This window comes from Streptomyces sp. NPDC059477, from assembly GCF_042749375.1.
Taxonomy (GTDB): domain Bacteria; phylum Actinomycetota; class Actinomycetes; order Streptomycetales; family Streptomycetaceae; genus Streptomyces.
In genome coordinates this window covers 1-24,314 of the sequence record NZ_JBHYUG010000098.1, presented here as the reverse complement: position 1 = coordinate 24,314, position 24,314 = coordinate 1, and the positions used below count along the sequence as shown (strand labels likewise).

Sequence of the window (24,314 nt, the reverse complement as noted above, 5' to 3'; positions counted from 1 at the left end):
GCGCCGACCGCATCGAGCCGTACGAGGCCGCCCAGCGCGCGGGCGCGGGCGCCGACGCCGCCCTGTCCGTCGTAGGGGAGCTGCCATGACCGTCGACGCCCACCACCACGTCTGGGACCTGTCGGTACGCGACCAGGACTGGATCACCGGCCCCGAGCTGGCGCCGCTGCGACGGAACTTCACGGTCGCCGATCTGCGGCCCGAAGCAGAGGCCGCCGGGATCGACCGCACGGTCCTGGTCCAGACGATCACCGTCGCCGAGGAGACCCCGGAGTTCCTCGCCCTCGCCGCCGCGCACGAACTGATCGCGGGAGTCGTCGGCTGGACCGACCTCACCGCCCCCGGCATCGCCGACGACCTCGCCCGGCTCCGCGCGCTCCCGGGCGGCGACCGCCTCAAGGGCATCCGCCACCAGGTGCAGGGCGAACCCGACCCGGACTGGCTGCTGCGCCCCGACGTCCGCCGGGGCCTCGCGGCGGTCGCCGACGCCGGACTCGTCTACGACCTGCTGGTCCGGCCGAGCCAGCTCCCGGCCGCCGCCAAGGCCGCCGCCGACCACCCCGGCCTCACCTTCGTCCTCGACCACCTCGGCAAGCCCCCCATAGCCTCCGGTGCCCTGGAACCCTGGGAGTCGGCGGTCCGTACCCTCGCCGCGCTGCCGAACACGGTCTGCAAGGTCTCCGGCATGGTCACCGAGGCCGACCACACCGCCTGGACGGTCGCCGACCTGCGCCCGTACGCCGACACCGTCCTGGACGCCTTCGGCCCCGCCCGCCTGATGTTCGGCTCGGACTGGCCGGTGTGCACGCTGGCGGCGTCCTACGGGCAGGTCGTCTCGGCGGCCGGGGAACTGACGGCCCGGCTGAGCCAGGACGAGCGGGCGGACCTCTTCGACGCCACGGCGACCCGGGTGTACGACCTCGGGCCGCCTGCCGTACGGCCCTGATCCGCCCTCAGCGCCGGTCGTCCAGCCGGGTCGCCGTCGTCCCCGGCCGTCCAGCCGGTCGCCGTCACCCCCGGTCGTCCAGCCGGGTCGGCGGCAGATACTCCCGTACATACGTCCGCTCCCAGCACGCGCCCGTAGCCCGCAGCTCCCGCCAGGTCGTGTACCGGTAGCGGTAGAGGCGGGCGCGGACGAAGCGGGGCGGGGCGTCGGGCGGGAAGGGGGAGCGGCCCAGCAGCCTGAGGGTGTCGCGGTCGTTCTCCAGCAGCCGCTCCACCAGCGCGCCGAACCACGGTCCGGCATAGCCGGGCGACAGCGCCGCGAACCACATCAGCCAGTCGAGGCGCAGATGGTACGGGGCGAACTGACGCGGCCAGCGCCGGGGATCACCGGGCTTGCCCCGGAACTCGTACTCCCGCCACCGTGCCTCCGGGCCCGGTACGGGGTCGGCCGTGCCCTCGATCACCACCTCGTGGCGCACCCGGCTGACGCTGCCGAAGGCGCCGTACGTATTGACCAGGTGGAGCGGGTCGAAGGAGCGGTTCATGACCTGGCGCGGGGAGACCATGTTGGCCGCCGGGCGGTAGCTGAGGCCCAGCAGCAGCGCGGACACGGCGAGCACGACGACCACGTACCAGAGGGGGGCCGCGGGGACGGCGGCCGGTGCCTCGCCCGGGAAGCGGATCGCGGACAGGGCCAGCACGATGGTCACCCAGTTCAGCCAGGAGAAGTTGCCGGAGAGCACCAGCCACAACTGGGTGACGATCATCAGCGCGGCGGCGGCCGACGCGATCGGCTGCGGGGTGAAGAGGAGGACGGGGACGACGAGTTGGGTGAAGTGGTTCGCCGCCGCTTCCATCCGGTGCACGGGTTTCGGCAGATGGTGGAAGAACCAGCTCAGCGGGCCCGGCATCGGCTGGGTCTCGTGGTGGTGGTAGAGACAGGTGAGGTCGCGCCAGCAGCGGTCGCCGCGCAGCTTGATCAGACCGGCGCCGAACTCGACCCGGAACAGGATCCAGCGCAGCAGGAACAGCACGACGACCGGCGGGGCCACCTCGTCGTTGCCGAGGAACACCGCCAGGAAACCGACCTCCAGGAGCAGGGACTCCCAGCCGAACGCGTACCAGGTCTGGCCGACATTGACGATCGACAGATACAGCAGCCAGGGCAGCAGCCACAGCAGCATGGCCGCCCACAGCGGCAGCAGCGCGTCCACGCCCGCCAGCAGCGCGACCGACACCGCCACGCCGGACCATGCCCACCCCGCGAAGAACCCGTCGGAGTAGTGGAAGTGGAAGACGCTGGGCGCCTGCCGGACAGACACCTGGGCGACGAACCGGGGGACCGGCAGCATCCCGCGCCGCCCGATCAGCGCGCGGAACTGGAGCGCGGCCGTCAGGAACGCCACGAGATACACGGCGGCCAGCGCCCGCTGGAAGACCAGCCGGCTCAGCCAGTACTCGGATGCGGTGAACCAGTCCACGGCCGTGCGCTCCTTCTCTCCATTCTGCCGCCCGCCACCGGACGCCCTGGACCGCCCGCGCGCGGCCGTCACGGTGTGTGGCTGTCACTGGTGTGTGGCTGTCACGGTGTGTGGCTGTCCACGGCGCTCGGGTGACCCGGGTGAGTGAAGCAGACCACAGCGACGCGGGCGGGGTCCCTGTCGCCTCCGCGCTCTCCGCCCGTGCCCTCCGGGCGGCACCCAGGCGTCCGGGTCGTACCGGTCGGCGGACTCGCCCCCCGTCCGACCCCCGGACCGCTCGAAGAACTCGAAGAATCGGTCAAATCCTGACAAGGTGGGCCCATGGTTGATCGGGGAGCGAGCGCCCTGTCACTCCCGGACGACTGGCCCGCCCACCCGGATCCGATCCTGGCGCTCAATCGCATGGGCACCTTCGACTGGGATCTGGACGCCGGGCTCTTCCACATGGACGCCCAGGCGTTCGAGATCTTCGACCTGCGCCCGGGGGAGTTCGACGGCGACCCCGAGTCCCTGGCGCACCGCGTCCTGCCGAACGAGGGCCTGCGCCTGGACGCGCTGGTGACCCAGGCCATCAAGGACGGCAGCGAGAACTACGGCGCCTACTTCCGGGTCCGCCGCCGGGACGGCACCCTGCGCTGGACCCACACCCAGGGCTACATCCGGCGCGACGGCGCCGGACGGCCCAGCCGGATCGTCGGGGTCGTCAGGGACGCCACCCAGGAGCTGCGGGAGCCGGCGGCGCGCGCCGGCCGGGTGACGCGGCACGAGGTACGCCCCCGGCAGGGCAACGTCGTCCAGGTGACCACGGCCGCGCTCGCCCACGCCCGGACCATCCAGGACGTCATCGACGTCCTCAAGGACACCCACGGCGTCACCCACCTGGGCGCGACCAGCCTGGTGATGGGCCTGGTCGAGGCGGGCCGGATCCGGCTGATCGCGGAGGGACCCGAGGGCAGCTTCGTCCCCGGCACCCGGGTCACCCGGATAGACGAGCCGTACCCGATGAGCGAGGTGGTCCGGACGCTCGTCCCGCGGTTCATCGAGTCGCCGGACGAGTTCGCCGAGGGCTATCCGATCCTGTGGCCGCACATCACGGATCTCGACATCACGGCCGCCGCCTATCTCCCGCTGATCGTCCAGGCCCGCCCGATCGGCGCGATGGGCCTGCTCTACAGCGACCGGCGCGGCTTCACCGAGGAGGAGCGGGACATCCTGGTCGCGCTGGGCAGCAGCATCGCGCAGAGCCTGCAACGGGCGATGTTCTACGAGCAGGAGAAGGACATCGCCGAGGGGTTGCAGCAGGCCATGCTGCCCCGCACGATCCCCAGCGTGCCCGGCGCCGATGTCGCCGTGCGCTACCGGGCCGCCGCCATCGGGGGGGCCAAGGGCCGGGACATCGGCGGCGACTGGTACGACCTGATCCCGCTGCCCGGCGGCCGGGTCGGCGCGGTCATCGGCGATGTCCAGGGCCATGACACCCATGCCGCCGCCGTCATGGGCCAGCTGCGGATCGTGCTGCGCGCCTACGCCGCCGAGGGGCACAACCCGGCCACGGTGATGGCCCGCGCCTCCGTCTTCCTGCACGAACTGGACACCGACCGCTTCGCGACCTGCCTCTACGCGGAGGCCGACCTGGCCACCGGGGTGGTCCAGCTGGTCCGCGCCGGGCATATCGACCCGCTGCTGCGCACCACCGACGGCAGCTGCCGCCGGGTGTCCGTCGAGGGCGGGCTGCCGCTCGGCCTGTCGGCGGAGTTCGGCCGGCTGGAGTATCCGGTCGGGACGGTCGAGCTGGACCCCGGGCACACCCTGCTGCTGTGCACCGACGGGCTGGTCGAACAGCCCGGCGCCGACCTGGACGACGGGATGCAGGCGCTCACCGCGCTCATCGCCGACGGCCCGCAGGACGTACGCGCACTGGCCGATCTGCTGATCGCGGAGGCCGAGGAGCGCGGCGGCGACGACGATGTGGCGCTGCTCCTGCTGCGCCGCCGCGGCCTGGACGCCCCGCAGACCGGCGGCCGGCTCCAGCAGCAGGTGGCCCCCGGCGATCCCGAGGCGCTGGCCGAGGCCCGGCATCTGATCCGGGCGGCGGTGCGGGCCTGGGGCGCGGTGGACCGCGCCGACGAGGTGGAACTGGTCGCGGACGAGCTGATCACCAACGCCCTGATGCACACCGAGGGCGCCGCGATCGTCACCCTGCGGGTGCTCGGCGGCACCGAACGCACCCTGCGCGTCGAGGTCGAGGACACCTCCAGCGCCCTGCCCCGCCGCCGCGAGGCCGGCATGTCCGGCGTCTCCGGCCGCGGCCTGATGCTGGTCGACCTCCTGGCCGACGTCTGGGGAGTGGAGGCCCGCGGCAGCGGCAAATGCGTGTGGTGCGAGTTCGTGGTCCCACTGCGGCACTGACGGGGCTGCGGCCAGGGCCCCGCCGGGGGCGGTGACACGCTGGTGCTGGGGTGCTGGGGTGCTGGGGTGCTGGGGTGCTGGGGTGCTGGGGTGCTGGGGTGCTGGGGTGCTGGGGTGCTGGGGTGCTGGGGTGCTGGGTCGGTGGTCGGTGGGGCGGAGCACCGGTGTGCCGGTACGGGGCTGTGTCCCGGTGGATCCGCCCGCACCCCCGCCCCGCCGGGGCCGGGCTGTGCTCCGGGTGAGCCGCCGCGCCGTGACTCCGTGTTCCGCTTACGCCGCCGCTGCCGGACCGTCGCCCGTAGACCGATCGGCACCCGCGCCGCCGCCGCAGCGTGACCCGGTGGACCTGCCCGCACCCCGCGACACCACCCCGCCCCTGCCCGGCGCTCCCCCCAACCCGCTGCCGGGCCGCGCCCCCGTGCCCCCGGTGGCACCCTGGGACCTATGCCGGAGCTACCCGAGGTCGAGGCGCTCAAGGGGTTTCTGGCCGAGCAACTGGTCGGCCATGAGATCGTCCGTGTGCTGCCCGTCGCGATCAGCGTGCTGAAGACGTACGACCCTCCGCTCTCCTCGATCGAGGGGCGCGAGGTCGTCGCGGTGCACCGGCACGGCAAGTTCCTGGACCTGGAGACCGGCGGCGGCCCGCGCTTCATCACTCATCTGGCCCGCGCGGGCTGGCTGCACTGGAGGGACCGGCTGCCCGACGGCCCGCCCCGGCCCGGCAAGGGCCCGCTCGCCCTGCGGGTCGCCCTGGAGACCGGCGAGGGCTTCGACCTGACCGAGGCCGGGACCCAGAAGCGGCTCGCGGTGTACGTCGTACACGATCCGCAGGAGGTCCCCGGCATTGCCCGGCTCGGTCCCGACCCGCTCGCCGACGACTTCGACGAGGGGCGACTGGCCGCGCTGCTCAAGGACGAGCGGCGGCAGCTCAAGGGTGCATTGCGCGACCAGAGCCTGATCGCCGGCGTCGGCAACGCGTACAGCGACGAGATCCTGCATGCCGCCAAGATGTCCCCGTTCAAGCTGGCCGCGTCCCTCACCCCCGAGGAGACCACCCGGCTCTACTCCGCCCTGCGCGAGACCCTCACCGAGGCCGTGGAGCGGTCACGGGGCGTCGCCGCCGGACGGCTCAAGGCGGAGAAGAAGAGCGGGCTACGGGTGCACGGCCGGACCGGGCAGCCCTGCCCGGTGTGCGGCGACACCATCCGCGAGGTCTCCTTCAGCGACTCCTCGCTCCAGTACTGCCCGACCTGCCAGACCGGCGGCAAGCTTCTCGCGGACCGCCGGATGTCCCGCCTGCTGAGGTAGGCCCGGCCCGGCGGGGTGGCCCCTGTGTCAGGCGCCCCGCGCGGTGGCCCTCGGCGACTCCTCGCTCCAGTGCTGCCCGACCTGCCAGACCGGCGGCAGGTCTCTCGCGGACCGCCGGATGCCCTGCCTGCTGAGGTAGCCCCGCCCGGCGGGGTGGCCCCCGTGTCGGGTGCCCGGCGCGGCGGCCCCCGCGTCAGGTGGCCCGCAGAGCGGCCCCCGCCTCAGGCGCCCGCACGGCGCCCCCGCCTCAGGCGCCCGGCAGCGTCACCAGCGTTTCGCCGTTCGTCGCGCGTACCTCGTAGCGCAAGACGTCGTCCGGATGCAGTGCCGTGCCGCCGCGCAGGGTGTGGGGCCGGGCGTCGCGTCCGGGAGTAGCCCAGTTGGTCACTGTCTCCTCCGTGCCGTCCCGGCCGACGGCGACCAGCCGGCAGGGGCGTGGGCCCGCCGCGTCCTTGACCCTCAGCTCCACCTCGCCGCCCCACACCCTGTCCTCGGCGGTGACCCGCGCCCAGACCCCGGAACGCGCGTCCGTCGCCTCGACCCGCACCGGCTGCCCGGCGCCGCCGCCCGCCAGGACGGCGAGCGCGGGTCCGGCCACCGCGAGGACCACCGAGGCGGCCACCGCGTACCGCGCCCGCCGGCGTCCGGCCCGCCGCCGGAGCGCCACCTCGGCGAGCAGCCGGTCCAGCAGCCGGGGGCCGGGACCGGTCAGCGGGTGGACGGCACGCGGGGTGGCCCGGCGATAGAGCATCAGCTGGCGCGAGACCGGCCCGAACTCGGTCACCCGTGCGGCGCACAGCGGGCACTCCATGAGGTGGTCCTCGAAGCGGAAGGCATCCGCCTCGTTCAGCACGCCGAGCGCGTACGCGGCGACGTCGCGATGCCGTTCCAGGGACCTCATGCCGAATCCTCGTGCCGTTGGGTGCGGGTGGAGTCACTCGCTGCTCACTCGTTGCTCCCACCGGTACGCACCGCACCGCCGAATCACTCAAGCCGCCCACGGAATCGTGACCAGGGGTCCGGAGCGGTCCGGGCCATGGATCGGCGGGATCCACGGCCGAGTCCGGAACGCCCGAACACCCATGTCACAGGCCCCCGGAGGCAGGCCGCCGGGGGAGGGAAGAGGCCTAGAAGAGATGGATCGCGAGATGCCCCAGCGGCAGCCCCAGCTGCCACGCCGGTGTCCACACCTTCGGCCCCTCGTCCTCGCCGGCCGGCGCGCCCCCGCCGGGCACGGCGTTCAGGTCGGGGGCGAGCAGCTCGGTCTCCTGGAGCCAGCGCCAGGCCGCCTCGGCCAGCTCCAGATCGGGCGCGGGATGCCCCGACGCGGCCGTCTCCTCGGCCAGTTGCTCCAGCCGCTCGCGCACCCAGTCCTGCCAGGGCTGGTCGTACGCGGTCAGGGACAGCCAGGTCTCCAGCTGGGTGACCACCCTGATGCCGGACAGCTCGCCGTCGGTGTCCGAGAGGAAGACGGTGAGCGCGAGCGCGTCCCGCCCGGCCCGGAACTCGAACGACGTCGGCGGCATGAGGTCGCCGGTCCGCAGCAGTTCGTCGGCGATGTACTCGGCGTACAACCACGCCATGGGGACGGTGAGTTCTCCGCCGTCGGTGCCGTCCGTGCTCTGATGACCTCTGTACAGCATCCCTTCCTGCCTTCCTCCGGTGCGCGCGCGTCGGCCACGTCCAGCCGGGCCCGGCCGGGCGGCCAGGGCCCCACCGGGCATCCGGCCCCCGATCCGGAACACGGATGAGGACAGCCGATTACTCAACCGGGGTACTCAGCAAGGCGCTTTGCGAAAGCTTGACCCAGCAGTCGGTTTCAGCGCAGGTCAGTCGCATATCCCGGAAGCACCCTCCGCAGGGCGCGCAGCGCGTAGTACGCGCGCGATTTCACGGTACCGGGCGGGACGCCGAGCGCCGCCGCGGCCTCCGCCACACTCGCCCCCTGGAAATACACCAGCACCAGGACTTCACGGTGCTGCGGAGTGAGTGTCTTCACAGCCTCGCGGACATCGACCGTGGCGGCCGAGCGCTCGGCGTGATCGGCGATCACCCGCGCGTTCTCCAGGACCGCGTCACCGACCTCCGGCGGCCGGGCCTGCCGCGCCCGCCGCGCGTCGATGGCGAGCCGCCGCCCCACGGTCAGCAGCCAGGGCCGTACGGAGTCGAAGGCGTCCGTGCGCAGCGCCTCGGGGTGCTGCCAGGCGCGCACCAGGGTCTCCTGGACGAGGTCCTCGGCCCGTTGCCGGTCCCCGTCGCTGAGCCGCAGCAGCAGCGCGAAGAGGGGCCGGCCGTGCTCGCGCTGCAAGGCGGCGAGTTCGTGCTCGGCGGTCGTCGTCCCGTGGGTCCCGGTCACCGGGGTGGTTGCGGCCGTCATGCGCGTATGGCATCGCAGGGGGCCCGATCGGCCCAGAGGACGCACACGGTCCTGCGGCGGACGGTCGAACGCGTCGGCGAACGGTACGACGAACGGTTACCGCAGGCGCCGAGGCTGTTTGGGGGAGTGCCCACCTTCGTACCTATTCATATGAAAATAGGCCCACAGTGAGGTGACCAGAGATGATCGCACGCAGTCGGCAGGTGGCCCTTGCCCTCACGGTCGTACTCGCCGCGGGAGCCGCCTGCCAGGCCCAGCAGCGGGGACCGGGCGAACGGACCGGACAGCCGGCCCCGTCCGCCGCCCCCCGGGGCTTCACCCTCGTCGCCTCCGGCGATGTCCTCCCGCACGAATCGGTCATCGCCCGCGCCCACTACGACGCGGTCGGCGGCGGATACGACTTCGCCCCGATGTTCGAAGGGATCCGGCCGGTCGTCGCCCGCGCCGATCTGGCGCTGTGTCACATGGAGACGGTCTACGGCGAGGACGGCGACTACACCGGCTACCCCAGCTTCAAATCCCCGCCCGAGGTGGCCTCGGGCCTGGCCCGGACCGGCTACGACGGCTGCTCCACCGCCTCCAACCACAGCCTCGACGACGGCGCCGAAGGCGTCGCCCGCACCCTCGACGCCCTCGACCGCGCGGGCGTCCGGCACGCCGGCAGCGCCCGCAGTGCGGCCGAGGCCCGCACCGCCACCCGCTACGACGCGGGCACGGCGAAGGTCGCCCACCTCGCCTACACCTACGGCACCAATGGCATCGCGCTCCCGCCCGGACAGCCCTGGGCGGTCGCGCCGATGGAGGAGGCCCGGATCGTCGCCGACGCCCGCGCCGCCCGCCGGGCCGGTGCCGAGGTGGTCGTCATCTCCCTGCACTGGGGCACCGAGTGGCAGGACGACCCGGACGAGCGGCAGTTCACCCTGGCCGACCGGCTCACCGCGTCCCGTACCAAGGGCCGACCCGACATCGACCTGATCCTCGGCACCCACGCCCATGTCCCGCAGGCGTACCAGAAGGTCAACGGCACCTGGGTGATCTACGGGATGGGCGACCAGGTCGCGGGCGAGATGTTCAACTTCGACGGCGACTTCGACCCGCGCGGCAACCAGTCCACCCTCGGCCGCTTCACCTTCTCCCCACCCACCCGCAAGGGCGCCCGCTGGGAGGTGAGCAAGGCGGAGTTCATCCCCCAGCTGTACGACATCGACGCGGGCCGCGTGGTCAACCTCAACCAGGCGATCCGTCAGGGCGCCGACCTGACCTCCGTACGGGACCAGATCCGCGAGGTGGTGCTCAGCCAGGGCGCCGCGGAGAACGGACTGACGATGGGGGAGTGACCCGCACGACGGGGCGTGAAGCGTCCCAAAGGGGCGCGGGGAACCGCGCGACCAGCCACCCGCACACCCGCACACCCGCACACCCGCACCCGGCACCTCACCGCAACCCCGCAGAGACCCCCGCCCCCCGCCCCACCGTCCTACGGCACCACCGTCACCGGCCACCGCCCCGCCTTCACCAGCCGGACCGCCACGGACCCCACGATCCGATGCCCGGCCCGCTCCGACGCACCGACCACCACCGCGTCCGCCTTCAAGTCGTCCGCCGCCTTCACCAGCCCGCTGTACGCGTCCCCGCGAAACGTGTGGAACTCCCAGCGCACATCGAATATCCCCTTGGCCCGCTCGGTGGCCTCCCGGATCTGCGCCACCAGATCCTCCGCGATCTCCCCGGTGGTGTCGGCGACCGGAGCCCCCAGCGCCGCCCCCGCCACCAGCATCGGCTGCACGTACACCACCGCCAGCAGCGCGCGCTGCCGACGGGCCAGCCCCCCGGCGTACGCGGCGGCCCGCAGCGAGGAATCGGAGCCGTCCACCCCGACGACGATGACCCTCGGTCCGTCCGTGCCGCGCTCGAACTGTTCGAACGGTCTGGATTCCTGTTCCGTCACGCCCCGAGGCTATCGGACACCCCCGCTCCGGCCGCCGGTCGCACGCCGTCCCCTTTCCACGTTCCACGGGTCGCCGCCGGGCGCCGCCGACGCGCGAGGCGGGCGCGGGCTTCCTAGAGTCGAGGGCATGAGCGCGACCCAGGACGCCGTACCGCCCCGGACGGCACCGGACGGAGACGGCGGGCGGCCCGGAGGCGGAGCGCTCGGCAGGGTCCCGGAAGGCTTCGCCGTCTTCTTCGGCGCGCTCGGACTGCTCTCCGCCCTGCTCGCCCTGATCCCCCCGCTGCGCATCCCGCTGCGCCCGGTGGTGGACGTCCTGGACGCGGTGATCGTCCCGGTCAGCGCCAACCTCGCCTACGCCGTCTTCCTCTTCCTGCTGGCCGCCGCCACCGCCGCCCGCAAGAAGGTCGCCTGGTGGCTGGTCGTCGTCTATCTCGGCCTGCTGATCCTGACCGACGCCTTCGCCGTGACGCTCGGCATGTACTCCGCCTCGCTGGCCTCGCTGATCGTGTGCGCCCTCGCCCTGGTCCTGCTGATCACCGCCAGGGACGAGTTCTACGCCGCCTCCCGCCGGGGCGCGGTGTGGCGGGCGCTCGCCGTCCTGATCGCCGGGATCGTGGTGGCGACCCTGACCGGCTGGGGCCTGGTGGAGCTGTTCCCGGGCACCCTGCCGCAGAGCCAGCGCCTGGCCTGGGCCGCCGACCGGGTGTGCGGCGGCCTGATCGGCCCCGGTGCCTTCGACGGCCGCCCACCCCGTCAGCTCGCCTTCCTGCTCGGCCTCTTCGGCGCTCTCGCCCTGCTCAACGCCGCCGCCGCGCTGTTCCGCTCCCAGCGCCTGGAAGCCGCCCTGCACGACGACGAGGAGGCCCGGATCCGCGCCCTGCTCGCGGCGTACGGCGCCCAGGACTCGCTCGGCTACTTCGCCACCCGCCGGGACAAGGCCGTCGTCTTCTCACCCAGCGGCAAGGCCGCCGTCACCTACCGCGTCGAGGCCGGTGTCTGCCTGGCCAGCGGTGACCCGGTCGGCGACCGGGAGGCCTGGCCGCACGCCATCGCCGTCTGGCTGGACCGGGCCCGCCGGCACGCCTGGGCGCCCGCCGTCATGGGCGCCTCCGAGGAGGGCGCGAAGGCGTTCGCCCGCGCCGGGCTCGGCGCCCTCCAGCTCGGCGACGAGGCGATCCTGTCCGTGGCCGCCTTCGACCTGGACGGCCGGGAGATGCGGGTCGCCCGGCAGGCCGTGCACCGGGTCCGCCGCACCGGCGCCACCAGCCGCATCCGCCGCCACGCCGACCTCACCGACGACGAGATGCGCGACCTCGTCGACAAGGCCGACGCCTGGCGGGACACCGAGACCGAACGCGGCTTCTCCATGGCCCTGGACCGGCTCGGCGACCCCGCCGACGGCGACTGTCTGCTGGTGGAGGCGCTCGGCGCGGACGGCAAGCTGCTGGCGCTGCTCTCCTTCGTGCCCTGGGGCCGCGACGGGGTCTCCCTGGACCTGATGCGCCGCGACCGCTCCGCGCCCAACGGCGTCATGGAGTTCATGGTCGACGAGCTGTGCGCCGCCGCCCCCCGGCTCGGCGTCCGCCGGATCTCGCTCAACTTCGCCGTGTTCCGCTCGGTGTTCGAGGAGGGCGCCCGGATCGGCGCCGGACCGGTGCTGCGGCTCTGGCGCGGCCTGCTGCTGTTCTTCTCACGCTGGTGGCAGCTGGAGGCGCTCTACCGCTCCAACGCCAAGTACCACCCCGAGTGGTACCCGCGCTTCATCTGCTGGGGCGAGGCCGCCTCCCTCGCCCGGATCGGCCTGGCGTCCGGCATCGCCGAGGGCTTCGTCTCCGTACCCTCCCTGCGCAAGCTCTGGCGCAAGGGCCACCCCAAGGACGGCCGGCGCCCGGCCGCCCTCGCCGCCCTGCCCCCGCTCGCCCCCGGCACGGGCGACGGGACCGGCCCCGGCGACCCGCTGGCCGCCCTCCCCGAACAGATCCGGCTGCGCCACCGCACGCTCGACCGGCTGCGTGCCGAGGGCACCGACCCCTACCCCGTCGGCGTCCCGCCCCGCACCCATGCCCTCGCCGACCTGCCCGCCACCGGGGAGGTGACCGTCGCGGGCCGGATCATGCGGGTCCGCGACTTCGGCGGCATCCTCTTCCTCACCCTGCGCGACTGGTCCGGCGACCACCAGCTCGCCCTCACCCGCGACGGCTGCGGGCCCGCCCTCGCCGCCTTCCGCGCGGACACCGACATCGGCGACCACATCACCGCCACCGGCCGCGCGGGCACCAGCGACAGCGGCGAGGCGACCGTCTTCGTCACCTCCTGGCGGCTCACCGGCAAATGCCTGCGCCCGCTGCCCGACAAACGCCGGGGCCTGACCGACCCCGAGACCAAGGTCCGCATGCGCTCCGTCGACCTGATCGCCAGCCCCGAGGCACGGTCGGTGGTCCGCACCCGCTCCACCGCCGTCCAGGCCCTGCGCCAGGGCCTGCTGGACCGGGGCTACCTGGAGGTCGGGACACCGATGCTCCAGCAGATCCACGGCGGCGCCAACGCCCGCCCCTTCACCACCCACAGCAACGCCTACGACCTCGACCTCTACCTGCGCATCGCCCCCGAGCTGTATCTGAAACGCCTGTGCGTCGGCGGCCTGGAGAAGGTCTTCGAAATGGGCCGCACCTTCCGCAACGAGGGCGTCTCCCACAAACACAACCCCGAATTCACCATGCTGGAGGCCTACCAGGCGTACGCCGACTACGACGTGATGCTCGACCTCACCCGAGAACTGATCCAGGCCGCCGCCACCGCCGCCTTCGGCCACCCCGTCGCCCGCAAGGACGGCCAGGAGTACGACATCTCCGGGCCCTGGCCCGTCAGGACCGTCCACGACGCCCTCTCCGAGGCCCTGGGCGAGGAGATCACCCCGGACACGGAACTGCCCGCCCTGCACCGGCACTGCGACCGCGCCCACGTCCCGTACACCGCCGACGACGGCCACGGCGACATCATCCTGGAGATGTACGAGCGACTGGTCGAGGAGCGCACCCGCTTCCCGACCTTCTACAAGGACTTCCCCACCGACGTCTCCCCGCTCACCCGGCAGCACCGCACCGACCCACGCCTCGCCGAACGCTGGGACCTGGTCGCCTTCGGCACCGAACTCGGCACCGCCTACTCCGAACTCACCGACCCCGTCGAACAGCGCCGCCGCCTCACCGCCCAGTCCCTCCGCGCGGCGGGCGGCGACCCGGAAGCCATGGAACTCGACGAGGACTTCCTGACGGCCCTGGAATACGCCATGCCCCCCACCGGCGGCCTGGGCATCGGAGTGGACCGCCTGATCATGTTCCTCACGGACCGAACCATCAGAGAGACCCTCCCGTTCCCCTTGGTCCGCTGGACACATGGCTCACAGTGACGCCCTTGTTCAACGGCGCCGCACCCACCCCCATACCCCTGGCACCCCACCCGCCCGATCAGCCCAGCCGACTGGTCCACCCGGGTGCAATCCCCCCACCACCCCGGTGTCGCTACGGTGCGCCAGGCCCCCACTGGGCGACCCATGAGTCATGACGAAGGATCAGTTCCTCACCCGCCGCCGAGCACTCCTGGGCACTCTCGCCGCGCTCGGCGCGGCCGGTACGGCGGGCCTGTTCTCCCTGCGCTCCGGCGGCGAACCCGCCCCCTCCGCGCCCGGCCCGCCGGCGGCCCCGGCACGCGTTCCGCAGAAACCGTCCGCCTACCGCCTCCAGCCGCTCACCGGCCACGGCGCGCCGCGTACCGCCCCCCGCCGCCTCCCCGTGCGCACCGAACCGCTGCTGAGCGTGGACACCATCGGCCGCACCATGGTGCTGACCTTCGACGACGGCCCCGACCCCCGCTACACCCCGGACATCCTCGACACCCTCGCCGCGTACGACGTCCCCGCGATGTTCTTCGTGTGCGGGGAGATGGTCGTGGAGAACCGCGGCCTGCTGGAGCGGATGGCCGACACCGGTCACGTCATCGGCAACCACACCTGGTCCCACCCGCTGCTGACCTCGCTCGGCCGGTCGGCCATCCGCAGCGAGATGGAAGGGACCTGCGAGGCCGTCGAGGAGGCCGTCGGCGAGTGGCCGCGCTGGTTCCGCGCGCCCTACGGCGCCTGGAACCGGGCCGCCTTCCAGCTCGGCGCGGAACTCGGCATGGAGCCACTGGCCTGGACGGTCGACACCCTCGACTGGACCACCCCCGGCACCCACACGATCGTCGAGCGGGTCCACGAGGGCGCCGGACCCGGCGTCGTGGTGCTCTCGCACGACGCCGGCGGCGACCGCTCGCAGAGCGTGCAGGCGCTGCGGGACTATCTGCCGCAATTGTTGGACGCGGGCTACCACATCACCGTGCCCCGCCGGCACCCCGCATGACGGGCGGCCCGCCCGGCCGGGATCCGGTCAGCGGACCTCGGCCAGGCGGGCGAAGACGACGACATTACCGTCGTAGCCATTTTGCTGGGAGAAACCGCCGCCGCAGGTGATGACCCGCAATTCAGCGGTGCCCTTGGAGGCATAGACCCGGTCGCCGGGGAAGTTGTTCTTCTCGAACACCTCGATGCCGTAGATCTCGAACACCGCGGTCTTTCCGTCCCGGCGGGCCACCTCGACGTGATTTCCCTGCTTCAGCGCGCCGAGCCCGTAGAACACGGCGGGCCCCTGGCTGTTGTCGACATGGCCGACGACCACGGCCGTGCCCTTCTCCCCGGGGGAGACCGCACCGGTGAACCATCCGGCGAGATTGGGGTCCTCCGGCGGTGGCGCGTCCACCCAGCCCGCCGCGTCCAGACCCACCGGCATCATCGGCGCGTCCACCTGGATCGCCGGGATCCGCACCCGGTCCGGGATCGCGTAGGGCAGCGGTGACAGCTCCTTGCCGAAGGTGGCGCCGGGCACCGTACGGGTCTCCGCCGCGGCGGACGCGGGCTGCGGCGGGCCCTCGTCGAACTCCCCCGAACCGTTGCGGATGAGCGCGAGCCCGGTGAGCAGCACGAGCGCTATCACGCCCCAGGGGGCGCGCCGCTTGCGCCGCTCCTCCTCTTCCGCCAGCTCGGCCAGCTCGGAAGCAGACATTCGCCATCCCCTCTCGACGCGGCCGTCGCCGCGTCAGTCGCGCATGGGGAAAACGCTAAGTGCCGGGGCGGAAACCGGCGCGGGGACAGATGCGAACGGGTGGTCCCGGCCCTTTCCCGGTGAGCCATCCGAGTCGGCGCGAGCAGGAATTTTCTGACGGTCCGTGACCTGCGGCAATATCCGATTGCGCGGTTTTCCCCCGGCGTGTTGCCTCACCAGGACGGACCATCGCCGAAATGCGCGTGTGCGCACGGCATCTGAGGGTCTATCTGGGAGGTGCTATCTCGCTCAAAGACCGGAAACGGATCCCGGGGCGCCTTCCGCGGAGGATCACATGCGTACTGCCAGAACCCTGGCGGCCTCGGTCGCCGCGGTCGCCGTCGTGGGGCTCGCCGCCCCCGCGGCCGTCGCCTGGGAGAGTCCCGGTCAAGGAGGCGGCCTCGCGGACGACTCGGGCGTGAGGGACGACACGGTCCTTGAGGACCGGGGCGGACTCGATGACGGGGGCGTACTCGCCGACCGGGGTGGCCTGGGCGGCGGGGACGAACTCGCCGACCGGGGCGGACTCGGCGGTGACGGCCTCGGTGACCGGGGCGAGGTCTCCGATCGAGGCGGTCTCGGGGACCGGCGCGATCGGGGCCCCAGCAACATCGTCGCCAGGCCCCAGGTCATCGCCCGCGGCGGGCAGTTGACCATCACGGTCGACGGCTGCCGCAACGGCGGCACCGCCTCCTCGCGGGCCTTCCGCCCGACCACCCTCACTCCCACCCGCGGCGCCGCGGAACCGGCCAGGGGCCGCGCCACCGTGCACCGCGACGCCCGCCCCGGCAACTACGACATCCACGTCAACTGCGACGGCGCCACCCTGACCCGCCCGCGTGCCTTCACCGTCATCGGCGGTGTGCGCGGCGGCCTCGGCGGCAGCAGCACCAACGGCGCCACGCCGACCGACATGGCGATCGGGGGCGGCCTGGTCGGGGCGGCCCTGCTGGGCGGCGGCGTGTTCTGGATGCGCCGCCGCGCCGAGAAGCGTTTCTGACCCGCCCGCCCCGCCACCTCTCACCCCCTTCGAGAGACGCCCGAGAGACGCACGTGAGACGCACGCCGGACGCACATGAACAGGGCTTCGCCCCGGACCCGCGACGGGAATCCGGGGCGAAGCCCTGCCGGTGCGGGAGGCGTCAGCCGCTCTCCCCGGCGGACCGGCGGGAGAAGTGGTACGCGGCCCCGACCGAGCCGGCGATCAGCGCGAGCCCGAGGCCGATCTCCTTGATGTCGAACCCGGCGAAGGAACCGCCCTCACCCGCGTGCACACCGCGCTCCGGATACCCGGAGTCGGAGTAGCCGGAGTAGTCGGAGTAGCCGTCGTCGTACGAGGAGTCGTGGCGGCCCTCGGCGACGGTGAGTTCGGCGGTCTCCCAGAAGGTGCCGCAGTGGAACTTCACCTCGTAGACCGCGCCCTTCCTGGCCTCGCGGTCGATGGTGGCCTCGACGCTGCCCCGGCCCCGGGAGATGGTGACATCGTCGAAGATGCCCGAGGAGACCCGCACCTCGCGCTCGCAGCCCTCGGCCCGCAGACTGACCCGGCCTCCGGCGGCGATGGTCCGGGGGGCCACCGAGACCCGCAGCCGGGACTCCTCCTCACCACGCGCCTGTGCGACGGGGGTGGTGAGAGCAAGGGCGCTGACGGCCAGCAGTGCGGCCGAGCCGACGCGTATCGCGCGCATGGTGAATCCTCCGGGTCCCCGAGGAGCAGCCGCGGACCTGTTCCGCCGGCGCCAGAAATGCACCTCGACAACCGAAACGCTAGGAAGATCCGCACAGGCGCGCGAACGCAGTCGTGCGAATGGGGCATACGGCTGGGCCGCTGGAGGGACTCGGTTGGTACGGCCGGGGGATGGGCCCGGCGTGGCGACGCCCCCGGTGAATCCCCGGCGGTCCGTCAGTCCGTCAGTCCCCGATGCCCGGGAACAGATTGAGGAACGGTTCGGCGGACGCCGTGACGCCCCGGCTGTAGGGGGCGTCGAAGTCCCAGATGAGGAAGAGCAGGAAGGCGATCAGCGCGGAGAACAGCCCGGCGAGGACGAGTTCGCGGAAGGTGCGGCGGATCTGGAGTGCCAGCACCATGCCGACGGTGATGACGGCTCCGGCGATCAGCCCGAACCACACCACCCCCGGCATGGTCGCCCCCAGGGAGTCGGCGCGGGAGCTACGGGCCTGGGAGGCGGCGGTCACCTGGTCGAGCAGCGGCTGGTACGCCTGCGCCTCGAAGTCGTTGCCCGGCTGGTAGTCGGTGACATCGGAGCGGATACGGGCCATCAGCTCGTCGCCGCGCTCCGTGATCTTCCCCTCGTCGGCCATCGTCTTCCACTCGGTGTCGACGACGTGTCCGACATAGGTATTGACATCGTCCCGGATCCGGTCCCGTGCCTCGGCCGGATAGACCCGTACCCGCTCGGAGATCTCGTACAGCGCCTGCGCCTCGGCGCGGACGTGGTCCTGGGCGATGTTGCGGGCCTCCCAGACCCCCGCGATGGCCAGGCCCAGGACGATCGCGTAGACGACGCCGATCCACATCGTCATGTACTCGATGACGTCCGGGGTCTCGGAGGGGTCCTCGTCGTCGGACGCGGCGCGGTTGCGGACCAGCGTGATGGCGACCACCAAGGCGCAGGCGGCCAGCATCGCGAGAGTGAGAACAAGCCATTCCGGCAAGGGATGCCTCCAGAGTCAGCGCGGTCGCAGCGCGGCTACGGCGCGCACCGCGGGCACGGTGATGAGCAGGACGAAGGTGAGCGGCGAGGTGCCGCCGTGGGTGGCCTGCTGATGGGTCGCGGGCCGGTACGGCGGATAGCTCACCGGCGTGGGGGAGGGCCGCGGGGTGGGTGTGGGGGTCGGGCTCGGGGTCGGAGTGGGCGTGGGGCGGGGCGCGGGCGCGGGCGCCGGAGGCGGCGGGGGAGGGGGCGGTGGAGGTGGTGGCGGGGGAGGCGGCGGCGCGGGGGCGGGCCTCGGCGGGGGTGGTGGCGGGGGCGGCGGCTCCGGGGTCGGGGTGGGCTTGGGCTCGGGCGGCGGGGGGAGCGGGGACGGCGGGGGAGGCTTCGGCACGGGGGGAGGGGGCGTGGGCACCGGCGTGGGTGTCGGCGTCGGGGTGGGTGTTGGCGTAGGGGTCGGTGTGGGTGTCGGTGTCGGCGTCGGCGTCGGGCACGTCAGCGGTATGAGCCGGCCGCCGCTCCCGGCGACCGCCACGGCGTCGATGCCGCCCGGTCCGGTCGAGGCCCAGGCGCAGGAGTGCGCTGCGGCCGGACCGGCGGGCGCGCCGGCCAGCGCCCAGGTCAGCGACAGCACGGCCAACGCCCTGGTGGCGACGGCGGATCGGGTCCGTTCGGGTCCATGCACGACGCAGATCATGAGTGCCCCCGGCAAACGGCACGCCCGGGTACCCGGGGATTGCCCCGAAGGAGGGATATTGCGGCCGGAAGGTTTGAACCCCCGAAACCCGGGAAGCCAGGCTCGACGTCCCCCCGGACCTGCCGCATCCGCTCCTCGGACCCCCCGCATCCGCTCGCCGGACCTGCCGCAGCCGTCCCGCGCTGTCCCCGGACATCCCGCATCGGCTCTCGGGCGCCCCGCGTCCGCTCCCGGGCGCCTCACGCCCCGCTCGCCGGGCGTTCCGCAGCCCCCTGGGTGTCCCGCGCTGTCCCCCACCGCCCCGCAGTTGCTCGCCGGACGCCCCGCGTCCGCTCGGGGGAAGGCACCGATTCCACTCCCCGGGCGTCCCGCACCGTTCTCCGGGTGTCCCGCAGTTGCTCGCCGGGCGGCCTGCCGCAGCCCGAGACGTCCCGTACTCACCATCGGGCGTCACGCGTCCGCTGCCGGGGCGTCCCGCGTCCGCTCGCCTGACGCCCTCATCGGGTCCCCGGGCGCCCCGCGTCCGCTCGGGGGGAGGCACCGCTTCCACTCCCCGGGCGCCCCACACCATCCTCCGGGCGCGCCGCAGTTGCTCGCCGGGCGGCCTGCCGCAGCTCAGGACGTTCCGTACTCTCCTCCGGGCGTCCCGTGTCCGCTGCCGGGGTGTCCTGCCTTGACCCTGTGGGCGTCTCGCGTCCGCTCGTGGGTTGTGCCGTAGCCGTCCCTGGGCGTCCCGCGCTGTCCTGCGGGCGTCCCGCATCCACTCCCCGGGCGTCCCCCATCCACTCCCCCGGGCGCCCCGCATCCGCTCGCCGGGCCTGCCGCAGCCGTCCCCCCGGCGTCCCGCGCTGTCCCCGGACGCCCCCTCCGCTGCTCTCCCCTCACAGGCCGCGGAAAGAAATCCCGCTCGGTCTTGAACGGGCGTGCCGCCGCCCCCGTACCCCTGGTCGTGCGGTGGCGGAGCAGGGTGCCGCAATCTCGGGGTGATGATGGGGAGTTGACGATGAAAACCTGGCGGAGCGCCTCTCTCGTGGCGAGCGCTGTGGCCGTGCTGGCGCTGACGACGGCGTGCGGTCAGGACGGCGCGGGTCGGTCGGCCAGCCAGAACGTGGGTGCGACCGCGCCCGCGCCGGGATACGGGACCCCCGGCGCCGGAAGCGGCGTCGACGCCCAGGCCGGTCAGGAGGCCGCCGTACCGAACACCCCCGCGGGACAGCTCGCCGTCACCGCCGACGCGGAACTCGGCGATGTCCTCACCGACGCCGACGGCCGTACGCTCTACCGCTTCGACCAGGACACCGCCGAGCCCCCCAAGACCAACTGCGACGGCGACTGCGCCACGGCATGGCCGCCGGTCCCGTCGGACGACGCCGGCGCCGGGGAGGGCGTCGACGCCGAACTGCTCGGCGAGATCACCCGCCCCGACGGCACCAAGCAGCTGACCGTCGGCGGCTGGCCGGCGTACCGGTACGCCAAGGACGTCAACCCGGGCGACACCGAGGGCCAGGGCGTCAACGGCACATGGTTCGCGCTCGCGCCCGACGGCAGGAAGGCCCAACTGGCCGTGCTGCCCGGACTGTCCACCCGGGAGGACCCCGAACTCGGGGAGCACGTCGTCGACAAGAACGGCATGACCGTCTACCGCTTCCTGAAGGACGAGGCCTGGCCCGAGCCGGTCTCCGCCTGCACCGGCGACTGCCTGGAGAAGTGGCCCGTCGTCGCCCCGGTCGCCACCAATGACACCGAGGGCGTGCAGAAGGAGGGCCTGATGAGCTTCACCCGCCCCGACGGCACCAAGCAGCAGACGGTCAACTGCTGGCCCATCTACACCTTCGCCGGTGACCGGGCCCCCGGCGACACCAACGGCCAGGGCGTCGGCGGCACCTGGTACGCGGTCGCCCCCGACGGAAAGCCGATCGGCGCCCCCGGCAAGGAGTAGCCGCGAGGCTCCCGCCGCGGAGCCGCACATTCCGGGCAGTCCATCACCCCGCGTTCCGCAAAACGATTCCCGACGGGCGATTCCCGACGGAAACGTTTTCCAGGGGAGATGGACTGCTTCGGCGTGTTCGAAAACCGGGACCCCGTTTCGGCACCCAGCGAAACGTCTCCGATACTTTTCGTGAGGCCCCGTCACCTCACGCGCACGGCATGTGCCAGCGGCAGTGTGACCGGGAACGGATGGTCAATTTCCGTTTCGGCTCGCTCCTTTGGCGGGCGATCAGTAGCCTCAGCTCGAACACCGGATCGCCAACGCCTGGAGAGATACATGGAGCGTCCCGCCTGGGCACCACGGAGCATCGACATCTCGGTGCCGAGCGTTTCGCGTATCTACGACTACTACCTGGGCGGTTCGCACAACTTCGAGGTCGACCGGGAAGCGGCCCGCAAGGCGATGGAGTTCCTGCCGGGACTTCCGAAGATCATGCAGGCCAACCGCGCTTTCATGCGCCGCGCGGTCCGCTTCGCCGTCGCCGAGGGCGTCACCCAGTTCCTCGACATCGGCTCCGGCATTCCGACGTTCGGCAATGTCCACGAGGTGGCCCAGAACGCCTGTCCCGGCGCCCCCGTGGTCTATGTCGACCACGACCCGGTCGCCGTCGCGCACAGCAGGCAGGTGCTCGACGGCAACCCCGACGCGGGCGTGGTCGGGGCCGATCTGCGCAAGCCCCTGGAGATTCTGCGCAGTGCCGAGGTGCGGCGGCTGCTCGACCTGGAGCGGCCGGTGGCCCTGATGCTCGTCGCGGTCCTGCACTTCGTGGAGGACTCCGACGACCCGTACGCGGCGGTGGCCCAGCTGCGCGACGCCCTCGCGCCCGGCAGCCTGCTGGTCATCACCCATGCCTCGTACGAGGGAATACCCATGCCACCGGAGCGGGCCGGCGGCGTGGTCGACGTATACAAGGACATTCGCAACCCGCTGATCATGCGCTCGCGCGACGAGGTCGCGCGGTTCTTCGAGGGGTACGACATGGTGGAACCCGGACTGGTGCAGACGGCCTCCTGGCGCCCGGACACCGCACCGGAGGACGAGGATCCCTACGCGTTCTCCGGATTCGCCGGCGTGGGACGTACGGCGTGAGCGCGGAGCCGGACGGGCCGGAGGACCGGCTGCGCCGGTTCGCGACGATCTGGAGCCGGGCGGTGTTCCCCGTCTCCCCGACCGCGCTGACCCGCCCCGAGTTCGAGGAACAACTGCTGCCGCTCGCCCGCCGGATGAGCGAGGCACTGCGCGCGCGGACGTACGACGCGGCCGAGGCCCGTGCCCTCGGCGCCGCCCTGGTCGACGCGCACTGCACCGACCCCGAGGCCCTCAGCCGCACCCTCGACTGCGTGGACGCCTATCTGGTGCTCTACTGCGGCGACGACGGGCCCCGCGACGATCTGCGGGCCCGCTCCTCCCGTATCCAGCACGCCATGGCCGCCGGATTCGCGCACGCCCTGCGCGCCCGCACCCTCGCCGAGCAGGAGTCCATCGCGCAGGCCGCGTTGCGCGCCCAAGGCGTGGTCGCCCAGGCCCTGCACGCCAGCGAGGCCCGCTTCCGCGCGGTGTTCGAGGGCGCCGCCATAGGCGTCGGCATCGCCGACCTCGACGGCAATGTCCTGGAGACCAACGCCGCCCTGACGCGGATGTTCGGCGGCGGGGAGCAGAACATACGCGGTCGCAACGTCAAGGACTGGACGCACGCCGAGGACGCCCCCCATGTGTGGCGGCTCTACGACGAACTCGTGGGCGGCCAGCGCGAGCACTATCACGTGGAGAAGGCCTTCTACCGGCCCGACGGAACGGTCCTGTGGACCAATCTCACCGTCTCCCTGCTGCGCGACCCCGACGGCAACCCGCAGTACCAGCTCGCGCTGATGGAGGACACCACCGAACGCCGGCTGCTCAATCTGCGGCTGCGCTACGAGGCCACCCACGACGCGCTCACCGGGCTGCCCAACCGCACCCTGTTCTTCGAACGCCTGGAGAAGGCGCTCGGCGCCGGGCCCGGCCAGCGCTTCGGCCTGTGCTACCTCGACCTGGACGGCTTCAAGACCATCAACGACAGCCTCGGCCACGCGGCCGGTGACCGGCTGCTGGTGGAGATCGCCGACCGGCTCCAGTCCTGCGCCACCGCGCCCGGCGAGATGGTGGCCCGGCTCGGCGGCGACGAGTTCGTGGCCCTGACCACCGGCCCGCACACCCAGCGCGAGGTCGACGAACTCGCCACCCGGATCATGAACGCCCTGCTGGCACCGGTCCGCATCGAGGGCCGGGAGCTGACCGTGCGCGGCAGCATCGGCATCGTCGAGGGTCCGGCGGCCGGTGAGCGCAGCGCGGCGGAGGTGCTGCGCAGCGCCGACATCACGATGTACCGCGCGAAGTCGGCGGGCGGCAACCGCTTCGAGCTGGCCGACCCGGAGGCCGACGCCCGCGCCATCACCCGGCACGGTCTGACCACCGCGCTGCCGGCCGCCCTGGAGCGCGGCGAGTTCTTCATCGAGTACCAGCCGCTGGTCCACCTCGGCGACGGCAGTGTGCGCGGCGCCGAGGCGCTGGTGCGCTGGCTGCACCCGCAGCACGGCGTCCTCGGCCCGGACCGCTTCATCCCGCTCGCCGAGCACACCGGCCTGATCGTCCCGCTGGGCCGCTGGGTCCTGGAGCAGTCGGTGCGCCAGGCGTACGAGTGGAGCGAGCGGTACGGCGCCGCGTCCGGGCCGTTGCGGGTCAACGTCAATCTCTCGCCCTGCCAGCTCACCCATCCCGGCCTGGTCCAGGACACCGTGGAGATCCTGGAGGCGACCGGTGTCCCGCCCGAGGCGCTCTGCCTGGAGGTCACCGAGTCCGCGCTGATCGGTGCCGACGACGATCTCCTCAAGCCGCTGCGGCGGCTGGCCGAGATGGGGGTGGACATCGCCCTGGACGACTTCGGCACGGGCTACTCCAACCTCGCCAACCTCCGGCGGCTGCCGGTGAGCATCCTCAAGCTGGATCGGTCCTTCACGCAGAGCATGCAGCAGTTTCCGGCGGATCCCGTCGATCTGAAGATCGTCGAAGGGATCGTCTCCCTCGCCCACAGCCTGGACCTCGCGGTCACCGTGGAGGGGGTGGAGACCGGTGCGCAGGCGGAGCAGTTGCGGATACTCGGCTGCGACACGGCGCAGGGCTGGTACTACGCGAGACCCGGCCCGCCGGACCGGTTGCATGACCTGGCACTGGTCGACGCGACGGGTTGATTCCCGAGCGGCTCCGTCTGCCTGGTTGATCGCCGCTTCGGGGTGCGGGTGGTGTGTGGTCGCTCGCGCAGTTCCCCGCGCCCCTAAAGGCAGGGCGCGACCGCAACGCCCGGTTCTTCAGG

The 24,314-nt window shown here is 72.8% G+C and carries 19 protein-coding genes; 10 read left to right on the top strand and 9 right to left on the bottom strand.

Annotated elements, in window-relative coordinates:
• The first annotated feature begins 85 nt into the window (after positions 1 to 85).
• The gene (locus ACFXAZ_RS32845) at positions 86 to 946 is read left to right on the top strand and encodes an amidohydrolase family protein (RefSeq protein WP_384598567.1); all 861 of its coding nucleotides are present in this window, start codon (positions 86 to 88) and stop codon (positions 944 to 946) included.
• A gap of 64 nt (positions 947 to 1,010) precedes the next feature.
• On the opposite strand, the gene ACFXAZ_RS32840 is transcribed toward ACFXAZ_RS32845, so the two are convergent.
• On the bottom strand, positions 1,011 to 2,426 hold the full coding sequence (locus ACFXAZ_RS32840; RefSeq protein WP_384598565.1) for a lipase maturation factor family protein: 1,416 nt from the start codon (positions 2,424 to 2,426) through the stop codon (positions 1,011 to 1,013).
• 321 nt (positions 2,427 to 2,747) lie between these two features.
• Here ACFXAZ_RS32840 and ACFXAZ_RS32835 point away from each other — a divergent pair, with 321 nt between their 5' ends.
• Together ACFXAZ_RS32835 and ACFXAZ_RS32830 are read left to right on the top strand one after the other, a co-directional pair.
• Positions 2,748 to 4,835, top strand: coding sequence for a SpoIIE family protein phosphatase (locus ACFXAZ_RS32835; protein ID WP_384598563.1), 2,088 nt, complete (start codon positions 2,748 to 2,750; stop codon positions 4,833 to 4,835).
• 444 nt (positions 4,836 to 5,279) lie between these two features.
• Entirely contained in the window at positions 5,280 to 6,143 is an 864-nt protein-coding gene (locus tag ACFXAZ_RS32830; RefSeq protein WP_384598561.1) for an Fpg/Nei family DNA glycosylase, read from the top strand.
• A 247-nt stretch (positions 6,144 to 6,390) separates the two neighbouring features.
• On the opposite strand, the gene ACFXAZ_RS32825 is transcribed toward ACFXAZ_RS32830, so the two are convergent.
• From ACFXAZ_RS32825 to ACFXAZ_RS32815, 3 genes are all read right to left on the bottom strand, one after another.
• Positions 6,391 to 7,044: a hypothetical protein gene (locus ACFXAZ_RS32825; protein WP_384598559.1), complete on the bottom strand. Its 654-nt coding sequence runs from the start codon at positions 7,042 to 7,044 to the stop codon at positions 6,391 to 6,393.
• A gap of 226 nt (positions 7,045 to 7,270) precedes the next feature.
• Positions 7,271 to 7,786 carry a hypothetical protein gene (locus ACFXAZ_RS32820; RefSeq protein WP_384598557.1) on the bottom strand — a complete coding sequence of 172 codons (516 nt, stop codon included), beginning with the start codon at positions 7,784 to 7,786 and terminating at the stop codon, positions 7,271 to 7,273.
• Between the two features lie 176 nt (positions 7,787 to 7,962).
• Positions 7,963 to 8,520 (bottom strand): sigma-70 family RNA polymerase sigma factor, encoded by a 558-nt coding sequence (locus ACFXAZ_RS32815; RefSeq protein WP_384598555.1) that lies wholly within the window; start codon positions 8,518 to 8,520, stop codon positions 7,963 to 7,965.
• A gap of 182 nt (positions 8,521 to 8,702) precedes the next feature.
• Here ACFXAZ_RS32815 and ACFXAZ_RS32810 point away from each other — a divergent pair, with 182 nt between their 5' ends.
• Positions 8,703 to 9,857 carry a CapA family protein gene (locus tag ACFXAZ_RS32810; RefSeq protein WP_384598552.1) on the top strand — a complete coding sequence of 385 codons (1,155 nt, stop codon included), beginning with the start codon at positions 8,703 to 8,705 and terminating at the stop codon, positions 9,855 to 9,857.
• Between the two features lie 140 nt (positions 9,858 to 9,997).
• Here the strand turns inward: ACFXAZ_RS32810 and ACFXAZ_RS32805 are convergent, their stop codons facing one another.
• Positions 9,998 to 10,468: a universal stress protein gene (locus ACFXAZ_RS32805; protein WP_384598550.1), complete on the bottom strand. Its 471-nt coding sequence runs from the start codon at positions 10,466 to 10,468 to the stop codon at positions 9,998 to 10,000.
• A gap of 127 nt (positions 10,469 to 10,595) precedes the next feature.
• On the opposite strand from ACFXAZ_RS32805, the gene lysX reads away from it, so the two are divergent.
• Together lysX and ACFXAZ_RS32795 are read left to right on the top strand one after the other, a co-directional pair.
• A complete protein-coding gene (gene lysX / locus ACFXAZ_RS32800) occupies positions 10,596 to 13,880 on the top strand; it encodes a bifunctional lysylphosphatidylglycerol synthetase/lysine--tRNA ligase LysX (RefSeq protein WP_384598548.1) in 3,285 nt (1,094 codons plus the stop codon).
• Positions 13,881 to 14,031: 151 nt separating this feature from the next.
• Entirely contained in the window at positions 14,032 to 14,868 is an 837-nt protein-coding gene (locus ACFXAZ_RS32795) for a polysaccharide deacetylase family protein (protein ID WP_384598546.1), read from the top strand.
• 27 nt (positions 14,869 to 14,895) lie between these two features.
• On the opposite strand, the gene ACFXAZ_RS32790 is transcribed toward ACFXAZ_RS32795, so the two are convergent.
• Positions 14,896 to 15,567 carry a class F sortase gene (locus ACFXAZ_RS32790; RefSeq protein WP_384598544.1) on the bottom strand — a complete coding sequence of 224 codons (672 nt, stop codon included), beginning with the start codon at positions 15,565 to 15,567 and terminating at the stop codon, positions 14,896 to 14,898.
• A gap of 529 nt (positions 15,568 to 16,096) precedes the next feature.
• Here ACFXAZ_RS32790 and ACFXAZ_RS32785 point away from each other — a divergent pair.
• Positions 16,097 to 16,606, top strand: coding sequence for a hypothetical protein (locus tag ACFXAZ_RS32785; protein ID WP_384598585.1), 510 nt, complete (start codon positions 16,097 to 16,099; stop codon positions 16,604 to 16,606).
• 142 nt (positions 16,607 to 16,748) lie between these two features.
• Here the strand turns inward: ACFXAZ_RS32785 and ACFXAZ_RS32780 are convergent, their stop codons facing one another.
• The 3 genes from ACFXAZ_RS32780 to ACFXAZ_RS32770 form a co-directional block, all read right to left on the bottom strand.
• Positions 16,749 to 17,294, bottom strand: coding sequence for a hypothetical protein (locus ACFXAZ_RS32780; RefSeq protein ID WP_384598542.1), 546 nt, complete (start codon positions 17,292 to 17,294; stop codon positions 16,749 to 16,751).
• A gap of 223 nt (positions 17,295 to 17,517) precedes the next feature.
• Positions 17,518 to 18,282 (bottom strand): hypothetical protein, encoded by a 765-nt coding sequence (locus ACFXAZ_RS32775; protein WP_384598540.1) that lies wholly within the window; start codon positions 18,280 to 18,282, stop codon positions 17,518 to 17,520.
• A gap of 15 nt (positions 18,283 to 18,297) precedes the next feature.
• On the bottom strand, positions 18,298 to 18,426 hold the full coding sequence (locus ACFXAZ_RS32770; protein WP_384598538.1) for a hypothetical protein: 129 nt from the start codon (positions 18,424 to 18,426) through the stop codon (positions 18,298 to 18,300).
• A 1,552-nt stretch (positions 18,427 to 19,978) separates the two neighbouring features.
• Here ACFXAZ_RS32770 and ACFXAZ_RS32765 point away from each other — a divergent pair.
• From ACFXAZ_RS32765 to ACFXAZ_RS32755, 3 genes are all read left to right on the top strand, one after another.
• On the top strand, positions 19,979 to 20,914 hold the full coding sequence (locus ACFXAZ_RS32765) for an SCO0930 family lipoprotein (protein ID WP_384598536.1): 936 nt from the start codon (positions 19,979 to 19,981) through the stop codon (positions 20,912 to 20,914).
• A gap of 327 nt (positions 20,915 to 21,241) precedes the next feature.
• Entirely contained in the window at positions 21,242 to 22,054 is an 813-nt protein-coding gene (locus ACFXAZ_RS32760) for an SAM-dependent methyltransferase (protein ID WP_384598534.1), read from the top strand.
• On the top strand, positions 22,051 to 24,192 hold the full coding sequence (locus ACFXAZ_RS32755; RefSeq protein WP_384598532.1) for a putative bifunctional diguanylate cyclase/phosphodiesterase: 2,142 nt from the start codon (positions 22,051 to 22,053) through the stop codon (positions 24,190 to 24,192). The genes ACFXAZ_RS32760 and ACFXAZ_RS32755 overlap by 4 nt, the downstream gene beginning before the upstream one ends.
• Positions 24,193 to 24,314 lie beyond the last annotated feature (122 nt).